At 63.2% G+C, this 16,881-nt stretch carries 14 protein-coding genes; 10 read left to right on the top strand and 4 right to left on the bottom strand.

What is annotated here, in order from left to right; translation table 11 throughout:
• Positions 1 to 4: 4 nt before the first annotated feature.
• From aerA to ACSMDR_RS10260, 3 genes are all read right to left on the bottom strand, one after another.
• Positions 5 to 1,486, bottom strand: coding sequence for a beta-barrel pore-forming toxin aerolysin (gene aerA / locus ACSMDR_RS10250; protein ID WP_436468113.1), 1,482 nt, complete (start codon positions 1,484 to 1,486; stop codon positions 5 to 7).
• Positions 1,487 to 1,780: 294 nt separating this feature from the next.
• Positions 1,781 to 2,254: a hypothetical protein gene (locus ACSMDR_RS10255; protein WP_436468114.1), complete on the bottom strand. Its 474-nt coding sequence runs from the start codon at positions 2,252 to 2,254 to the stop codon at positions 1,781 to 1,783.
• An 84-nt stretch (positions 2,255 to 2,338) separates the two neighbouring features.
• Positions 2,339 to 2,767, bottom strand: a complete 429-nt coding sequence (locus ACSMDR_RS10260; protein WP_436468115.1) for a hypothetical protein — start codon at positions 2,765 to 2,767, stop codon at positions 2,339 to 2,341.
• A 91-nt stretch (positions 2,768 to 2,858) separates the two neighbouring features.
• Between ACSMDR_RS10260 and ACSMDR_RS10265 the strand changes: the two genes are divergently transcribed.
• Both ACSMDR_RS10265 and ACSMDR_RS10270 read left to right on the top strand, forming a co-directional pair.
• Positions 2,859 to 3,530 carry a response regulator transcription factor gene (locus ACSMDR_RS10265; protein WP_436468116.1) on the top strand — a complete coding sequence of 224 codons (672 nt, stop codon included), beginning with the start codon at positions 2,859 to 2,861 and terminating at the stop codon, positions 3,528 to 3,530.
• A complete protein-coding gene (locus ACSMDR_RS10270; protein ID WP_436468117.1) occupies positions 3,527 to 4,795 on the top strand; it encodes a sensor histidine kinase in 1,269 nt (422 codons plus the stop codon). The genes ACSMDR_RS10265 and ACSMDR_RS10270 overlap by 4 nt, the downstream gene beginning before the upstream one ends.
• 45 nt (positions 4,796 to 4,840) lie before the next feature.
• Here ACSMDR_RS10270 and ACSMDR_RS10275 read toward each other — a convergent pair whose 3' ends face one another.
• Positions 4,841 to 5,746 (bottom strand): 1,4-dihydroxy-2-naphthoate polyprenyltransferase, encoded by a 906-nt coding sequence (locus tag ACSMDR_RS10275; RefSeq protein ID WP_436468118.1) that lies wholly within the window; start codon positions 5,744 to 5,746, stop codon positions 4,841 to 4,843.
• A 208-nt stretch (positions 5,747 to 5,954) separates the two neighbouring features.
• Between ACSMDR_RS10275 and ACSMDR_RS10280 the strand changes: the two genes are divergently transcribed.
• The 8 genes from ACSMDR_RS10280 to ACSMDR_RS10315 all read left to right on the top strand — a co-directional run bounded on the left by ACSMDR_RS10280 (position 5,955) and on the right by ACSMDR_RS10315 (position 16,860).
• Complete coding sequence (locus tag ACSMDR_RS10280; RefSeq protein WP_436468119.1) at positions 5,955 to 7,256, top strand: isochorismate synthase; 1,302 nt, start codon at positions 5,955 to 5,957, stop codon at positions 7,254 to 7,256.
• A gap of 25 nt (positions 7,257 to 7,281) precedes the next feature.
• Positions 7,282 to 8,997, top strand: coding sequence for a 2-succinyl-5-enolpyruvyl-6-hydroxy-3-cyclohexene-1-carboxylic-acid synthase (gene menD, locus ACSMDR_RS10285; RefSeq protein ID WP_436468120.1), 1,716 nt, complete (start codon positions 7,282 to 7,284; stop codon positions 8,995 to 8,997).
• On the top strand, positions 8,966 to 9,763 hold the full coding sequence (gene menH, locus ACSMDR_RS10290; RefSeq protein WP_436468121.1) for a 2-succinyl-6-hydroxy-2,4-cyclohexadiene-1-carboxylate synthase: 798 nt from the start codon (positions 8,966 to 8,968) through the stop codon (positions 9,761 to 9,763). The genes menD and menH overlap by 32 nt, the downstream gene beginning before the upstream one ends.
• A complete protein-coding gene (gene menB, locus ACSMDR_RS10295; protein WP_005899750.1) occupies positions 9,756 to 10,616 on the top strand; it encodes a 1,4-dihydroxy-2-naphthoyl-CoA synthase in 861 nt (286 codons plus the stop codon). The genes menH and menB overlap by 8 nt, the downstream gene beginning before the upstream one ends.
• Positions 10,616 to 11,545, top strand: coding sequence for an o-succinylbenzoate synthase (menC, locus tag ACSMDR_RS10300; RefSeq protein WP_436468122.1), 930 nt, complete (start codon positions 10,616 to 10,618; stop codon positions 11,543 to 11,545). Before menB ends, menC begins: the two co-directional genes overlap by 1 nt.
• Positions 11,546 to 11,555: 10 nt before the next feature.
• Entirely contained in the window at positions 11,556 to 12,959 is a 1,404-nt protein-coding gene (locus tag ACSMDR_RS10305) for an AMP-binding protein (RefSeq protein ID WP_436468123.1), read from the top strand.
• A gap of 173 nt (positions 12,960 to 13,132) precedes the next feature.
• Positions 13,133 to 15,880, top strand: a complete 2,748-nt coding sequence (locus ACSMDR_RS10310) for a collagenase (RefSeq protein ID WP_436468124.1) — start codon at positions 13,133 to 13,135, stop codon at positions 15,878 to 15,880.
• A gap of 203 nt (positions 15,881 to 16,083) precedes the next feature.
• Positions 16,084 to 16,860: a SanA/YdcF family protein gene (locus ACSMDR_RS10315; RefSeq protein ID WP_005899759.1), complete on the top strand. Its 777-nt coding sequence runs from the start codon at positions 16,084 to 16,086 to the stop codon at positions 16,858 to 16,860.
• Positions 16,861 to 16,881 lie beyond the last annotated feature (21 nt).

Consider the following 16,881-nt stretch of genomic DNA (forward strand, 5'->3'; position numbering starts at 1 on the left):
GCCGTTATTGATTGGTGGCAGGGGTCACGCTGAGGCTGACATTGTTGAAGCCAAGCCCGGAGAGCTCCTGCGTATCAAGCGGGATCTCCAGTCTCAGGCCCGGAGCACCACCGTCCACACTGCGAGCACGGCGCACCTTGCTGCCAGCCGCGAGCGGCACGGGAGCGCCGATCTCGATGTTGCCGGCAAACTGGCTCTCGGCACTGAAATCGCCGGTGATCCCCGCCCGCACCGGGCGCAGCACCCTAGCCAGGTTATTCTGCATGGTAGGCAGACCGTTCTGCTGTATGGTCCAGTTCCAGTCCCACCACTTCACTTCACCCGGGATGTAACGCTTGTCCCACTGGTAACGAATGCTGCTCGCCTTGTCCTTGTACGGACCTATGACGAAGGTGTGGTTCCAGTTCGGACGGTTATCCGGATGGGTATGCCAGGCGTTGCCGCCCCAGCGCAGGAAACCGCTCAGGGTCAGGTCATAGCTGACATCGGCCTTGAACTCGTAGGGGTAGGAGATGTCGGCTTTGTAGAGCTCTATCTTCACCGGGATCTTGGAGCGGGCCGGCACAGTCGGGCGCACGGACTGGGACAAAGAGGTGGTGGTCGAGCCCCCATTCTGGGACGCCCAGGACTGGTTGGCGGCAATCTCGATGGAGAGCTCGGTTTCCCCCACCAGCGGCCACTTGAACTTGTTCTTGGTGGTCACCTTCTCGCTCAGGCCATAGGTGTTGGTCTTGGACCAGTTGGTGGCGGTGTCGTAGCGCAGGGTAACGTCATAGCCGGATTGGGGGGTGTCGCTGTCGTTGACCGCCCAGCCCACCACAGTCTTGACCAGCTGGCGGTCAGACTGGGTGACATCGCCATGCTTGAAGCTGTCAGGATCCAGGTGATAGGCGAAGTTGCTGACCCGGATGCTGCTCTTCTCGCCACAGCGATAGCCGTCACAGCCACCATCATTGTTGCCACGGATCACCCAGCCATCGCCATCACGGGTCACATCCATGTCTTCACCGACATATTGACTGTGATTGCCGCTCACCCAGGCATAGCCAAGATAGTTGGCCAGATAACTGGTTGGTTTGATGAAATTAGCGCTGTCATGTACCAGTCGCCATTGCACGTCTATTTCATCACCATCTGGAATATCCAAGGCGGATAAAGCCGGTATTTCACCTGTGACAGGGCTGGTCGGATAACACCAGGTATTGGATGCTGCCCCTGGTTTTATTTCACCATTATACCCCGGCCCCATAATGACCCAGCCGTTGGCAAGCCCGCTTATTTGCCATTGCCCCATCATATTGACAATATTGCTTTTAACGCTTTGAGTCTCTTCGCGATTGATAGGGCGATACTTGTCGCCACAGACCTCCTGGCCCAATGAAAACAAGCGTAGCTGATCTGGATAGACGGGCTCTGCCGCTTGAGCCTGTGCCATCAGCAGGCCGGACATGATGAATGACAAGCCAGTTATTTTTAATTTTCGCATAGCAACCCCGATATATTGAACATTGACATGCATCCACCGAGCTAATAAACCCGTAGGTCGCATGTGAGTACGACAGTATCAGCCGCATTAATATCAATGTGCGATCTCGCCCACACTTTAATATGTGTTGCATATTAACAAAGCCATTAGTTGACGATCGTTCAATATTGACAAATATAATATCAGAGCATCTACCCCATAATCTTATTCGTCACTTATTCATTGCCCGGCATATATATGAAAGATATTTCTAAATTAGCAAAAACAATATTATTCTATTCAATGGCGTGAACCTTATTCCGATTCATCCTCGGGGTTGGGGATCAGGATCTCGGTCAGACGGCCCGCTTCGTTGCGGCTCAGCACCAGTTGGCGGCCCGGTTGCAGGTCGGCGGCCAGGCCGTTGATCAGCCTGACATCCGGCGTGAGCGAGACCGCCCCCAGCCGCGCCAGCAAGAGGCGATCCCCCTGCCGGGCCAGCAGCCGATCCTGAGCCCTGCGCCAGTTGAGCCTATCCTCGGCCTGCCAGGAGGCGCCGAGGGGGCGGATCCGCTGCGCCACCCCCTGCTCACTGTCGATGGCCAGCCAGACGCCGGGCCTGAGGAGGGCATTTCCCCCTTCCACCCGGGCACTGCCCAACTCCAGCTCGGCCCCTTGAAATTGCAGATGGATGCCATCGTTATGCTCCAGTTCCACCAGCCAGCGCTCGGGCTGGTCGGCAGGGGCGTGAAAGGGGAGCAACAGCAGGAACAGTGCGGTTCTGGTCATAGCAGACAAGTCCATGGTCAACCCAGCGATGAGGTTTAACTATGGGCCTGGACGGGTAATTTTTCCGCTCGACTGAGCAGCGATTCAATCATCCTCTCGGCACTGGCTCAGACGCAGGCCGTCGAAGCGACACTCCAGCTCTAGCCAGCGTCCCTCGAAGGGCGCCAGGCTCTCGTCGGCGGCGCCATAGCCCCAGACTCGCCCCTGCTCTACCTGTCCCTCCAGCTCCATCTCATCCTTTTCTTCCAGAGGCTCCACCTCGCGGATCAGCCGTCGCGCCCCCTGCGCCGTCGTCTGCACCTCCCCTTCCAGCTCGACCCAGGTACCGCCAAGATCATCTTCGTCGAGACCCTCCTTGAAGCGAGTCTGTTCGTCGAGCACGAAGGGGATGCCATTGACCATCAGCTGACCCAGTTGCCAGGTGGTACGACCGGTCAGTTTGAACTCGGCCGACTGCACAGTGCCAAGTGGCAACAATATAAGCAGCAGGAGAGCGCAGAGAGACTTCTTCATCGGGGATCCTCGAGGTTACACTGCCATACAGGATGCCTTATCCGGTGTGAGATGACCGTGAAAATATCGGTCAAGAGCAGGAGATCGATAGATGAGAATACTGGTGGTGGAAGACAATCCCCAGGTGGCAGAAACCATCATGGATTATCTGGAGCTGGCAGGGCACAGCATGGACTGTGCCTATCACGGCCAGGCCGCCCTGCAGCTGCTGGCCGAGCAGCGCTTTGACGTCATTATCATGGACGTCATGATGCCGCGCCTCGACGGCCTCTCCACGGTCGAGCGGCTGAGGGCCGACGGCATTGCCACCCCGGTGCTGTTTCTCACCGCCCGCGATGCCCTTGCCGACAAGCTGGCCGGTTTCAAGGCTGGGGGGGATGACTACCTGGTCAAGCCGTTCGCCATGGAGGAGCTGGAGGTGCGGTTGCAGGCCCTGGCCCTGCGCGGCCCCCGGGGCGATATCGCCGCCCCCCTGCGTTTTGGCGAGCTGGAGGTGGACCCCGCAGCGGGCCGTGCCAAGCGGGCCGGGGTCGAGCTCAAGATAGGCAAGATCCCCTTTCAAATACTCAGCCTGCTGGCCCGCCGCGCACCGGCCCTGGTGAGCCGCCAGGAACTGCTCGACACCATCTGGGGCGATGACGAACCTGACTCCGACGCCCTGCGCAGCCACATTTATGCCCTGCGCAACGCGCTGGACAAGCCGTTCGAGCACCCCATGCTGGAGACGCTGCACGGCCAGGGCTATCGGCTGGTCACCCCATGACCCCGCAAGCGGCCCTGCCCAGCCTGCGCCGCCGACTGGTGCTGATCCTCGGCAGCGCCGGCCTGCTGCTGCTGGTGCTGATCAGCCTGCTGATGGTGGTGGCGGAGGACAAAATGGAGGAGCTGAGCCTGCGCCACTGGCTGGAGGCCGAGGCGACCCGCTACCAGGATGACTGGCTGCGGTTGGGAGATCAGGCCCCCGCCCCCAGCCCGCGCCAATTTTCCAGCTACTGGACCGAGCGGGGTCGCCTGCCCGGCTGGCTCAAACCCTACCAGGCCCCGGGCTTTTTCGAGCAACAGCTCGCCGATGAGGACAAGCACTTCCTGGTGCGCCCCCACCCCTCGGGTCAGGGGCTCATCTATCTGGTATTCAACGATGATGCCGACGACTACCTGGACCCTTATGAAGACAAACTGCACCTGACCACCCGCCTCATCGGTCTGGCCCTGCTGCTGGCCTGCATCGGTTTTGGCATCTGGCTGGTCGGCCATCTGGTCGGCCCCCTGGACAGGCTGCGGCTGAGGGTCACCCGGCTGACCCCGGATCGGGCCGACTTCATTCCCGATGCCCCCTGGCAGGAGCTGCGGGAAATAGAGCTGGCGCTGCTCGAAGGCAAACACGAGGTGGCCGCCGTATTCGCCCGGGAGCAGGAGTTCAGCCGCTTCGCCAGCCATGAGCTGCGCACCCCCAACATGGTGATCCAGGGCTCGGCCGCCCTGCTCGGCAAGGTGACGGATCTGCCCGCCCCGGTGCAACGTGCCACCGCCCGCATCCGCGCCGCCAGCGACGAGATGGCGCTGCTCACCGAGACCTTCCTGCTGCTGGGCCGCAAGGAGGCCGTGGAGCGCCCGCCCCAACAGGTGGCCCCCCTGATCCAGCAGGAGCTGGCACGCCTGGCCCCCTTGCTGCAGCGGGAGCCCCTCGACATCCAGCTGGCCCTGGATGAGCAGAGCAAGGTGCACGCCCCCCTCTCCCTGCTCGCCATCGCGCTGGGCAACCTGCTCAAAAATGCCCTGAGCTATGCCGATGGTCATATCGACATCCGGCTGGAAGGGGAGACACTCACCATCAGCAATCCCACGGCGGCGGTGCCGGATCAGATCCTGGGCTATGGCTGTGGCCTCACCATCATAGAGCGCATCTGTGACAAGCTGGGCTGGCAGATAACAACCCGCCTGGAGCAGGGGGTGTTTCGTGCCCGCCTGTGCATGAGCGACCCCAAGCTGACCCTCCCCGAGGAGGGGGCCGGGCCTGCGCCATCATGAAAAGAGGCGCCCAGTGGGCGCCTCTTTTCATGGCGGGCACATCCCTCAGGAGAGGGCCAGTCCCAGGGAGAGCAGCAAACTGTAGAGAAAGGCGCTGATGGCCGTCTTCTTGAGGGCGCCGGTCAGCACCTCGCCATCATGGCTCTGGCGCAGGGTACGGGCGGCATCGGTCAGCGGCTTGAGCGCCGGCAGGAAGATCCAGGGCCAGAAGCCGGTCGGCTGGGTCAGCAGGAAGGCGACGGTGGCCAGCAGCGCCGCCCCCAGCAGGGCCCAGTGATAGGCAATGGCGCGATTGCGGCCAAGCCGCACCGCCAGGGTTATCTTGCCGCTGGCGGCATCCGTCTCTATGTCGCGCACGTTGTTGATGTTGAGCACAGCGGTGGCCAGCAAGCCGCAGGCGGCGGCGGGCAGCAACAGATCCCACTCCAGGGTCTGGGTGAACAGATAGTAGGAGCCGAGCACCCCCAGCAGGCCGAAGAAGAGAAACACCGAGATGTCACCGAAGCCGCGATAGCCATAGGGCGTCTTGCCGACCGTGTAGGTGATGGCCGCAATGATGGCGGCGCCGCCCAGACCGACGAAGGCGAGGATCTGCAGCCACTGCTCGCCGAAGACAGTGATCAACAGGGCGAGGCCGCTCACTACCGCAGCCAGGGCGGTCAGCCCCATGGCCAGGCACATCTGATGACGACTGATAAGACCGGAGACCACGGCGCGCTGGGGGCCGATCCGCTCACCATTGTCGGCGCCGGAGACGGCATCCCCGTAGTCGTTGGCCAGGTTGGAGAGGATCTGCAGCAAGATGGCGGTCAGCAGCGAGAGCGCCATGATGCCGCCATCGAAGGCGCCGCGACTGGCAGCCAGACCCGACCCCAGCAAGATGGATGAGCAGGCCAGGGGCAGGGTTCGCAAACGCGCCGCCAGCAACCACACAGAGAAGGTTTTTGTCATATTTTGGTGGCCAAACAATCAGATATTGATCGTGTTAAGGGTTATCGAAACGGATTTGGGTATACTTGCCAGCCTGGGAGCCGGGCTCCCTTGGGCAATTTACATGGACGAATGGGCAGATAATATATAGGAATAATCGCCCTTTGGCATAAACCCGCGGCCTGCACCGCCCATTAGACCGCTACCCCAAGGCTCGGATACGAAATCCATGTTGGCTCAGACCCATATCAAGCAACAACTGGACGCCCTGCGTCACGACAAGGCCTGCGGCTTGGTGAGAGTGCGCGTGGCAATGGAGGTGGACTCCTTCCTCGGCTGGCTCAACGCCCAAACCCTCTATCCACGCATCTACTGGCATGCCAGGGGAGATGACAAACCCCAGTATGTGGCCCTGGGCTGCATCCGCGAGCTGACTGAGCCCGAACAGATCCAGCAGATCGGTGCCCATGGCAATCAGGACGAGAGCCCACGCTATTACGGCGGTCTCGCCTTCGATCCCGAGCAGCACGACTGGCCGGGCTTCGGTCCTTGCCGCTTCGTGCTGCCACGGGTTGAGCTGATACGCCGCGGCGAGTGCGTCAGCCTCTGCCTCAACCTCTGGTTCGATGAGGGTAACCGGGAGGCCGAGCTAACCGCCGCCCTCAGCGCCTTGACGGCCCTGCAGCCCGAGGCCCCCTTGCCATCCCTGCAGCCCCAACAGTGGCAACGGCACGACAGCCCGGATTTCCCCCAGTGGCAACGGTTGGTGGCAACGGTCACCGCCCCCGCATTCCAGACCCTGACGCCCAAAGTGGTGCTCTCCCGGGAGAGTCGACTCGAAGGCGCCAGCGTCAACCCCTGGAGCCTGCTGGCAAGCTGGGCCCTGCAGGCCGAGGAGTGCTTCCAGTTCGGCTTCCAGTTCGAACCAGACGAGGCCTTCATCGCCTGCTCCCCCGAGCGCCTCTATCGCCGCGAGCAGCGCCATCTCTATACCGAAGCGCTGGCGGGTACCATACGCCGCAGTGGTGACGAGATGACGGATGCCCAGCTCGCCGCCGAGCTGCTGGGCGATGGCAAGAACCGGCTTGAGAACCGTCTGGTGCATGCCGACATATTGCAGCGCCTCGCCCCCCTGACCCATGACGCCAGCCTGACCGAGCCTCGCGTGCTGAAATTGCGGCTGCTGCAACACCTCAAGTGCGACATCGAGGCCGAATTGCATCCCGAGGTAAGCGACGGGCAACTGCTGGCGGCCCTGCATCCGACCCCGGCCGTGGGCGGCGCCCCCCGGGAAGCGGCGCTGCGCTTCATCCGCGACCATGAACCCCATGCTCGCGGCTGGTATGCTGGCGCCTGTGGCATGCTGAGCCGGGAGACCTCGGAATTCAGCGTGGCCATCCGCAGCGCCCTTGTCAGGCCCCACGCGGTCACCCTGTTCGCCGGGGCAGGCATAGTCGCAGGATCAGAACCTGCCGCCGAGTGGGCCGAGCTCGACAACAAGATAGCCAACGTCCTGTCCCTGCTGGGATAGCACCAACCCCCATAGCGAGAGCCTCATGTTCGCGAGCCGTCATGCCACCTTCAATCACGTCTGGTCCTCCCTCCTGCTGGAGGAGCTCCATCGCCTCGGGGTACGCGACCTGGCGCTGGCCGCCGGTTCACGCTCGGCGCCCCTGACCATGGCGGCGGCGGCCCATCCCGGCTTTCGCCGTCACCTGCATTTCGACGAGCGGGGCCTGGGCTTCATGGCCCTGGGGCTGGCCAAGGGCAGTGGCCGTCCGGTCGCCATCATCACCACCTCGGGGACGGCGGTTGCCAATCTCTGGCCTGCGGTTGCCGAAGCTCAGCTGACCGGGGTGCCCCTGATACTGCTGACGGCGGATCGCCCCCCCGAACTCATCGACAATGGTGCCAATCAGGCCATAGATCAGCAGGGCATCTTCGCCCGCTACCCCGTCTATCAGCAGAATCTGCCGAGCCCAAGCCCGACCATCCCCGCCGCCTTCGTGCTGAGCTCTGTGGATCAAGCCCTGGCCAGACAGGCGCTGACCCCGGGGCCGGTGCACTTCAACTGCATGTATCCAGAGCCCCTCTATCCGGGGGATGAGTATCTCGATTTCAGCGATTATCTGGCTCCGCTCGGAGACTGGCTGCACTCGGCGCAAGCCTGGAGCCCCTGGCAGAGCGACCTGGCTCCCTGCCCGGCCCAGCCGGATTGGTCTGAATTGAGTACCAAGCGAGGCATCATCGTCGCCGGTCGCATCGAGGACCCCGAGCAAGCCAGCGCCATCGCAGCCCTGAGCGAGCGGCTCGGCTGGCCGCTATTGGCGGATCTGCAAAGCCAGCTCCACTTCGATGGCCGCAATCTCGGTCACCATGATCTGGCCCTGCAAGATGACCATTTTCGCGCCGAGCTGGCCCGGGCCGAGGTACTGCTGCAATTTGGCGCCCGCCTCATCTCCAAGCGGCTCGGTCAGTTCATCAAGAGCCATCCCTGGCAGGATTACTGGCTCATCGACTCCCAACCGGCCCGGCTCGATCCCGACTACCGGCTGCGCCGCCGCCTGCTCTGTACGCCCGGCGCTTTCCTGGCCGCGCACACGCAACCCTCGGGCAATACTCCCTGGCACCACTTGCACGACGTGCAGCGCGCCAGCAGCCTGAAGATAGCCACCGCCTGCAATCGCTTCTCCGAACTCGGGGTCTGCCACCGTCTGGGCGCCCTCATCGAGGGACAGCTCTTTGTGGGCAACAGCATGCCAGCCCGCTTGATGGACATGCTCGGAGAGCCGGGCAAGGGCCCGAGCCGGGTGATGACCAATCGCGGCGCCTCCGGCATCGACGGCCTGATCGCCACCGCCTTCGGCTTTGCCCAAACCAGCCCCCAGGCCACGACCCTGCTTATCGGCGATCTCAGCGCCCTGCACGATCTCAACAGCCTTGCGCTGCTCACCAAGGCGATCGCCCCCCTGGTGGTGATCATTCTCAACAACGACGGCGGCAGCATCTTCCGCCTGCTACCCGTGCCCAAGGGCGAGCTGCTGGAGAGCTACTACTGCCTGCCCCACGGCCTGGATTTTGCGCAGGCCGCCGCCATGTTCGGCCTCGGTTATCAAGCCCCGGCGACCCTGGCCCAGTTCGAGCAGACCTACCGCGAGGCCCTGGCAAGCCCCGGGCCGGAAAAGAAAGTAACCCTGATTGAAATCAAGGTGCCGAGCCGCGAAGTGGCCGAGGATCTCCATGCTCTGGGCGTACAGATCCGTGGCCACTGAGCCGCTGTCCGCCGAGGTGCCGCTGGTCCTGCTCCATGGGCTGCTCGGCGATGGCCATGACTGGCGGCCGGTCATGGATGCCCTGCCGGAGATCGGGATGATTGCACTGGACTTGCCCGGCCATGGGAGCAACCGGGGGCTCGGGGTGAACGGCTTCGAGCAGGCTGATCAGTGGTTGTGCGATGCGCTGCGGGCGAGAGGTATCTCCCGTTACCGGCTGGCGGGCTACTCCCTCGGAGGGCGCCTCGCCCTTTATCACGCCAGCCAGGCACCGGCCGGGCTGCATGGGCTGCTGCTGGAAAACTGCCACCCGGGCCTGCCCCTGGCCGAGCGAGAGGCTCGCCTTGCCCATGACGAAGCCTGGGCCAGGCGCTTTGAGAGTGAACCGCTGGCTGAGGTCCTTGCCGACTGGTACCAGCAGGGGGTGTTTGCGGATCTCGATGAAGAGCAAAGAGAGCGGCAACTGGCCAGACGGCTCGGCAATGATGGCCACGCCGTCGCCGCCATGCTCAGAGCCAGCTCCCTGGGCCGCCAGCCGGATCTCGCCCCCTGGCTCGCCGCCACCTTGCTGCCAGTGATTTATGTCTCCGGCCGACGGGATCGGAAATTTCATGATCTGGCTTGCCAGCTGGGGAGCAAGAACCCCAAAATCAGACACTTGACGCTGGATGGCGGCCATAATCTGCACGCCAGCCAACCCGTGCAATTTGCCCGGATCCTGAGGGTATGGGCAGGACAACAACGAGAAGAGAGCACAGATGATTGAAGCAATGACAGAAGCGGAGCTCTATGCCCCCGTGGAGTGGCAGGATTGCTCTGCCGGTTACGAGGACATCCTCTATCACAAATCCGGCGATGGCATCGCCAAGATCACCATCAATCGTCCGCAAGTGCGCAACGCCTTCCGTCCCCGCACCGTCAAGGAGATGCTGCAGGCCCTGGCCGATGCCCGTTACGACGATCATGTCGGCACCATCATCTTGACCGGCTTCGGCGAGCAGGCATTTTGCGCCGGTGGCGACCAGAAGATCCGGGGCGACTACGGTGGATATCAAGATGATGAGGGCACCCATCACCTCAATGTGCTCGACTTCCAGCGCGACATCCGCACCTGCCCCAAACCCGTGGTCGCCATGGTGGCCGGCTATGCGGTCGGCGGCGGCCATGTGCTGCACATGATGTGCGATTTGACCGTCGCGGCAGACAATGCCCAGTTCGGCCAGACGGGTCCGAAAGTCGGCTCCTTCGATGGCGGCTGGGGAGCCTCCTACATGGCCCGCATCGTCGGCCAGAAGAAGGCCCGCGAGATCTGGTTCCTGTGCCGCATGTACGATGCCCAACAAGCCCTCGACATGGGGCTGGTCAACACAGTGGTGCCTCTGGCGGACCTGGAACGCGAAACCGTGCGCTGGTGCCGGGAGATGCTGCAAAACAGCCCGATGGCGCTGCGCTGCCTGAAAGCGGCCCTCAACGCCGACTGCGACGGTCAGGCCGGTCTGCAGGAGCTGGCGGGCAATGCCACCATGCTGTTCTACATGACCGAAGAGGGTCAGGAGGGTCGCAACGCCTTCAACGAGAAACGCCGCCCCGACTTCTCCAAATACAAGCGCAACCCCTGATGAAATATGCCCTGTACCGCTACCAGCTTCCCTTCACTCAGCCGCTGAGCTTCCACGGCCGGGTCGAGTCGGTGCGCCAGGGCCTGTTGCTGCGCACCCCCCATGGTTGGGGCGAGATAGCCCCCCTGCCCGGCTTCTCCCAGGAGTCTCTGGCCGAGGCCGAAGCGGAGGCCAAAACCTGCCTCGAGAGGCTGGCCCGGGGAGAGACTCCGGCGCCACGCCTGCCGTCGGTACAGTTCGGTTTTGATTGCGCACGCCGCCTCTGGCCCGCGCAGGACAAGCCGCTGCCCGAGCCCTATCCGCTGATCCAGGGCGCCCCCCAGGATCTGCTCAAACATTGGAAAGAGTGGCTGCACCAGACGCCAGCCAAAGCCAAGCTGAAGGTGGCTCGCTATCCCATGCGCGACGAACTGGCGCTGATCCGCCTGCTGCTCGACCGGCGTCCCAATCTCCATCTCGTGCTGGATGCCAACCAGGGCTGGACCCGCGAGGAGGCCTGGGCTTTTTGCGGCCATCTGGACCCAACCCGCATCGAATACCTGGAAGATCCCTGCGCCAACTTTGACGACATCGCCTTCGTGGCAAACCGTACCGGCATGCCGGTGGCCCTGGACGAGCTGCTGGCCCAGGGCAAGCCTTGGGAACCGATCCCGCAGCTCAAGGCCCTGGTGCTCAAGCCCATGCTGCTCGGCGCCCTGGCCAACAGCGAGGCGCTGGTGGCCAGGGCCCGTGAACTGCGCCTGAAAGTGATCGTCTCATCTTGCTTCGAGTCCGGGGTCGGCCTCGGCCAGCTCGCCCGCCTCGCCGCGGAGTGGGCGCCCGATCAGGCCCCGGGCCTGGATACCAGACGCTGGCTGGCCAGCGATCTGCTGGGTGCGGATGGCGAGCCCGACCCTGCCCTGCTGGAGCCCCTGTTTCACCGTGACTGAAGGGGCTTTCATGCTGCCGACATCTGACCATCACGCCCACCTGGAAGCCTGCCCGGTACGCCACTGGGCACACACCACCCCCCTGCGGATCGCCATCCACGCCGCAAGCCCACTCAACTACCGGCAGCTGGATGCGCGGCTAAACAGCCTCTGCCTGCAACTGGAAGGGGCCGGCTTGCAGAGCGGCGACCGTCTGGCCGCCGTGGTACGCGGCGCCCTGGAAGACGTCTTGCTGGCCTGGGCCTGCCTGCGCAGCGGCATTCTCTTCTGCCCGTTAAACCCCGCATTTCCGGCGACCAGACAGGCCGCACTGGCGCAACAACTGGACGTGGCGGCCTTCTGGTCGAGCGACGAGATCCCGACCGGACCTTGGCGGCCACTGCGGCTCGCATTCAGCACCGAACTGACGGCAACCGATGACGCCTGGCCACTGGATCCTGCCCGGCTCAGCAATATGATCCTCACCTCGGGCTCCAGCGGCGCACCGAAAGCCGTGGTGCATCGCCTTGCCAACCATCTGGCCTCGGCCCGGGGCTCAGCCGCCCGGATCCCGCTGGATCAGACGTGCGGCTGGCTGCTCTCCCTGCCGCTGTTTCATGTCGGCGGTTACGCCATCCTGTTCCGGGTCTTTCTGGCCGGGGCCAGCCTGGTACTGGACGATCGCAGCCAACCCCTCAAGGATCGCCTCGAACGCCTGCCCATCACCCACCTCTCCCTGGTGCCGACCCAGCTCTGGCGGCTGCTGGCCCAGGGCTTGAACCCCACGCGTACCCGCTTGCGCGAGCTGCTGCTCGGGGGCGCCGCCATTTCTCAGCCACTGGTTGCGCGCCTTGCGGCCATGGGGCTTACCCCCAAGGTGAGCTATGGCCTCTCCGAGATGGGCAGCCAGGTCTGCACCGGCCAGCCTGCCGCCGCCGGCGTGGTCGGCTTGCCACTGCCGGGACGGGAGGTCTGCATCCAGCAAGCGGAAATCTGCGTGCGCGGCGATACCCTGTTTGCCGGTTATTTCAAGGATGGCGCCCTGGAGCGACCGCTGGACGAGGACGGCTGGTTCCACACCCGTGACAAGGGTCATTTCACCGCCAGCGGCGAGCTGGTGGTGGAGGGACGCCTCGACAATCTGTTTATCTCCGGGGGGGAGAACATTCAGCCCGAAACCATAGAGCAACGACTGGTGGATCACCCCGCCGTGGCGCAGGCACTGGTGGTGCCGATCTCCGATGACGAGTGGGGACAGCGCCCCGCCGCCTTCATCGACTGGCATGGGGAAGCTGTGCCCTATCCCGAGTTGGCGGCCTGGATCCGGCAGTCACTACCCGGCTTCATGGTGCCGGATCTCTGGCAACCCTGGCCCGATCTGGCTGGCAGCCTGAAACCCTCCCGTGCTCTGCTCGCCCGGAGCCTGGACACCTAGCCCCCCAAATGGCGCTGAGTCCTTGCTATCACGCCAGCCCCTTATGGGGCTGGTTTTATTATTCACCAGATTAAATACATGATTTATAAGACCAAGATGGCCAGTTGATACTCCTTTGAAACTCTATACATTGCCCGCGACAACCTCGCAGACAAGCGCTCAAAGGAATAACAATGAACTATCTGGGTACAAGGTTGCTGCTTCTGGCAGCGCCAGGCCTGCTCGCCACTCCGGCGCTGGCCAATTACTCCCCCACCGACTGGCAACAGTACCGGCTGAGCGGTGAATCGAGCCGCCAGCTGAGCGATCGCGTCACCGAAGTGACCTACGAGCTCAGCGCCCGCAATGACGATGCTCCCTATCAGCAACTGCGCGTCTACCGCCGCTTCGACTGGCGCGATGCCGACCTGACCCCGCAGGCAGAACAACAGTGCGGCGAGCCGCAGCTCAGGATTGAGCAGGGCTGGCAGATCCGTTACCTCAGCTGCGAGCAGGTGGTGCCGGCAGGCAAAGCCATCCCGGCCAGCAGCTATGACTATGGCTACGGCCTGGAGCAGGGCCGCTGGGAGCCATTGACCGGCACCCCGACCGCACCGCGCCAGGATCATCTGCCGCTGGCCGAGCGCATCATCCTGGGTCACAGCGAGCAGGTGCTGGATCGCTGCGAGCTCAACGCCCAAGGCCGCTGCGCCGAGCAGCTTTGGCAGTACCAGCCCCAAGACTGGCAACAGCTTAGCGTGCTGGAGGAGACCCCCAACGAGCGGGACGGCCGCCTCGAGCAGATCTTCTTCCGCCTGCAACCCCTGCCAGGCAGTCAGGCCGCCAGCCAGGTCCGCGAGCTGCACGTCTGGCGCCAGTACAGCTGGCAGCTGGACGAAACCAAAACCCAGCAGGAGTGCGATGAACCCCAGACCCGCCAGGAAGGGGACAAGACCATCAGCTATCGGGTTTGCCGCCAGACCCTGCCCGCCGGCAGCGAGGTGCAGGTAGTACTGAAAGACACCGGCTATCAATACCCGGTCGGTGGCAGCGAATGGCAGACACTGCCGGAAACCGACGAGTGGCAAGAGAGCCGGGTGCTCAATCGCCCCATAGTGCTGGCCAGCAAGGAGGAGCAGCTCGACTGCCGTCGCGCCGATGGCCGCCCCTGCTCCGAGCCGGAGCAACCAGGCACGGATCTGCTGGATGCCGATGCCGCCAGGATAGTGCAGGACGCCAGCGGTCAGCCCGCTCCCGTCTGGCAGGAAAACTATGGCCACGATGACACCAAGCTGCTGGCCGTGTCACGGGGCATGCAGAGTCTGCTGGCGGCCAATCAGCCCGCCCATCCGGCCATGAAGCTGTTGCTCGAATATGTGCGTGCCCACAACTATCACAACTACGGCAAGCACAAGGAAGATGGCCCGGCCGCCGCCGAGGCACTGGCTGAAGCCCTGACTGCGCTCGGTGCCCATCCGCTGCTCTATCCGGAGCAGGCCAGCGATGAGGTGGGAGCCGTCATGGGGGCCTGGAGTATCGCCCTGCATGGCCAGTTCAAGAGCCCGGCGGTGCAGAGCCGCTTTGGTACCCTGCTCGGCCAGTTCAACCAGATGCTGGCTTACAGCACCCGCCACGCCAGCGAGATCAATGGTCAGCATGCCTGGGCAACGGGTCTGTTCGATCTGCTCAACTTCCTCGACTTCGCCAGCGACCATAGCGATGTCTTCGCCGCCGATTTCCGCCAGCAGGATGGTGAGCTGCGCAAACAGCTGCACGCCCTCGGCATGAGCGAGCTGTCGCTGTGGCAAGGACGGGATGGCAAGGATCTGTTCCTGCTCAACAATGTGCTGGATGCCTACACCCGCCTCTATCGGATCGCCCGCTATACCCGCCCGGGCGAGAGCGAAAACTATCGCACCCTGCTGGATGGTTCAGTCATCGACCTCATCCGTCATCACAACCTGATCCCGGGTGGCCAGCAGAGCCAGGATCTGCTGGAAGAGATGTCACTGACCCTCTCCACCTACTATCTGACCTACACGGATCGCACCAGTGAGGCCTGCATCAGCGGCGACTTTGCCGGTCTTTGCACCCCGATACGGCTGGAGGATGTGCTGCCGTTCGAGCACACCTGCTCGCCGACCCTGCGCCTGCGGGCCCAGGAGCTGAGCCAGGATCAGGCCGACGGCATCTGCCGCGAGCTGGGCGCTGAGGAGCAGCAGTTCCATCAGCAGCTGGAAACCGGTTGGCAGCCGGTGGCGGATGACCACAACGAGGCACTGGAGCTGGTGATCTTCAACTCCTCCGCCGACTGGAAACGCTACGGCGGCGCCCTGTTTGGCGGTGTCTCCACCGACAACGGCGGCATCTACATCGAAGGAGATCCGGCCCGCCCCGGCAATCAGGCCCGCTTCTTCGCCTATGAGGCCGAGTGGAAGCGCCCCGCCTTCCAGGTGTGGAACCTGCGTCACGAGTATGTGCACTATCTGGATGGCCGCTTCAACCAGTACGGCAGCTTCGGTCACTACCCGCTCAATCGCACCACCTGGTGGGCGGAAGGACTGGCGGAGTTCGTCGCCCACGGTCAGTGCTTCGCCCGTGGCATGGACAACGTCGCCGGTCGCCCGGCAAGCGATCGCCCGACCCTGGCCGACATACTGCACCTGGATTACGACAAGGGTGGCGAGCTGGTCTACTCCTGGTCCTATACGGTGCACCGCTTCCTCAGCGAGACCGGCCGTGGCGCCAGCTGGCTGGCCATGGCCCAGGCCCTGCGCAACCCGGACCAGCAGCAGGCGATGAGCGCCTTCGAAGCCGAACTCGACAGCCTGATAGCAAACGACAGCGAGGCCTACCAGCAGTGGCTCGGCCGCGATCTGCTGCCCTGGTGGGAGGCCAACAAGGACTCCGACGAGTGCAAGGCCAACGACTCCTCCCACTGAGGACGAGACGGGGGTGACAAGGGGCGGCCACGGCCGCCCCTTTGCATCAGATTTGTACTCAATCAAAGGGTTAGGAGCTAAGTGCTGCGACAGGTACAGGCTGGTTCCCTATCGAATGAGGCCATTGCCCATGACGGGGGCAACCAAGATGTAATAGAATGGCGACCACGCTGTTTCACTCTCAAGCCAGACTCTGACCGCCCATGACGAAGTTCAGCAAGATACTGCTCATCTGCTTCTGCCTGTTGCTGGGCTCTGCCGCCCTGCTACTGGTTTATGGGGAGTGGGCCGTGTCCGAGAGCCGTCACTACACCTATGATGACGTCGACAAGGTGCCCTATAACAAGGTGGCCCTGGTGCTCGGCACCTCCAAGTATCTGGTCGGCGGTGGCACCAACCAATATTTCCAGACCAGGATCAAGGCGGCGAGCACCCTCTACAACAGCGGCAAGGTGGACTACATCCTGGTCTCAGGCGACAACGCTACCTTGCAGTACAACGAGCCGCGCCAGATGCGCCGCGCCTTGATCAAGGCGGGCATTCCCGCCAATGCCATCTACAGCGATTACGCCGGCTTTCGCACCCTGGACTCCATGGTCCGCGCCAAGGAGGTGTTCGGTCAGGAGCGCTTTACCGTGGTCTCCCAAGCCTTTCATAATGAGCGGGCCATCTTCATCGCCCGCCACTTCGGCATAGAGGCTGTTGGCTTCAACGCCGCGGATCCCAGTGCCTATCAGGGCATCAGAACCCGAGTGCGCGAAGTCTTCGCCCGGCTGATGGGACTGCTCGATCTTTATATTCTCGACAAGGGTCCCAAATTCCTTGGCCAGCCGGTCAATATTGGCGAGCCCATCCCCTGTCGCCCGCTCAGTACCCTGGGGTTGAGCCAACCCTGCCTGCCGCTGCCGACCGAACCCCTGGCCAGCGGTGAACAGGTGCTGCTGCCACCTTCGGCGGCGAGTGCGACTCTGGCCGATTGATTCGACTCAATGCCGTCAGCT

Origin of the sequence: Aeromonas molluscorum (genome assembly GCF_051376105.1) — a bacterium.
GTDB lineage: Bacteria > Pseudomonadota > Gammaproteobacteria > Enterobacterales > Aeromonadaceae > Aeromonas > Aeromonas molluscorum.

What these genes read in the sequence shown, in the direction of transcription:
- ACSMDR_RS10260 (WP_436468115.1), bottom strand. Translation starts at nt 2,767, where the DNA reads ATGAAGAAGTCTCTCTGCGCTCTCCTGCTGCTTATATTGTTGCCACTT.
- ACSMDR_RS10265 (WP_436468116.1), top strand. Translation starts at nt 2,859, where the DNA reads ATGAGAATACTGGTGGTGGAAGACAATCCCCAGGTGGCAGAAACCATC.
- menD (WP_436468120.1), top strand. Translation starts at nt 7,282, where the DNA reads ATGTTCGCGAGCCGTCATGCCACCTTCAATCACGTCTGGTCCTCCCTC.
- ACSMDR_RS10305 (WP_436468123.1), top strand. Translation starts at nt 11,556, where the DNA reads ATGCTGCCGACATCTGACCATCACGCCCACCTGGAAGCCTGCCCGGTA.
- aerA (WP_436468113.1), bottom strand. Translation starts at nt 1,486, where the DNA reads ATGCGAAAATTAAAAATAACTGGCTTGTCATTCATCATGTCCGGCCTG.
- ACSMDR_RS10310 (WP_436468124.1), top strand. Translation starts at nt 13,133, where the DNA reads ATGAACTATCTGGGTACAAGGTTGCTGCTTCTGGCAGCGCCAGGCCTG.
- ACSMDR_RS10275 (WP_436468118.1), bottom strand. Translation starts at nt 5,746, where the DNA reads ATGACAAAAACCTTCTCTGTGTGGTTGCTGGCGGCGCGTTTGCGAACC.
- ACSMDR_RS10280 (WP_436468119.1), top strand. Translation starts at nt 5,955, where the DNA reads ATGTTGGCTCAGACCCATATCAAGCAACAACTGGACGCCCTGCGTCAC.
- menH (WP_436468121.1), top strand. Translation starts at nt 8,966, where the DNA reads ATGCTCTGGGCGTACAGATCCGTGGCCACTGAGCCGCTGTCCGCCGAG.
- ACSMDR_RS10255 (WP_436468114.1), bottom strand. Translation starts at nt 2,254, where the DNA reads ATGACCAGAACCGCACTGTTCCTGCTGTTGCTCCCCTTTCACGCCCCT.
- menB (WP_005899750.1), top strand. Translation starts at nt 9,756, where the DNA reads ATGATTGAAGCAATGACAGAAGCGGAGCTCTATGCCCCCGTGGAGTGG.
- ACSMDR_RS10315 (WP_005899759.1), top strand. Translation starts at nt 16,084, where the DNA reads ATGACGAAGTTCAGCAAGATACTGCTCATCTGCTTCTGCCTGTTGCTG.
- menC (WP_436468122.1), top strand. Translation starts at nt 10,616, where the DNA reads ATGAAATATGCCCTGTACCGCTACCAGCTTCCCTTCACTCAGCCGCTG.
- ACSMDR_RS10270 (WP_436468117.1), top strand. Translation starts at nt 3,527, where the DNA reads ATGACCCCGCAAGCGGCCCTGCCCAGCCTGCGCCGCCGACTGGTGCTG.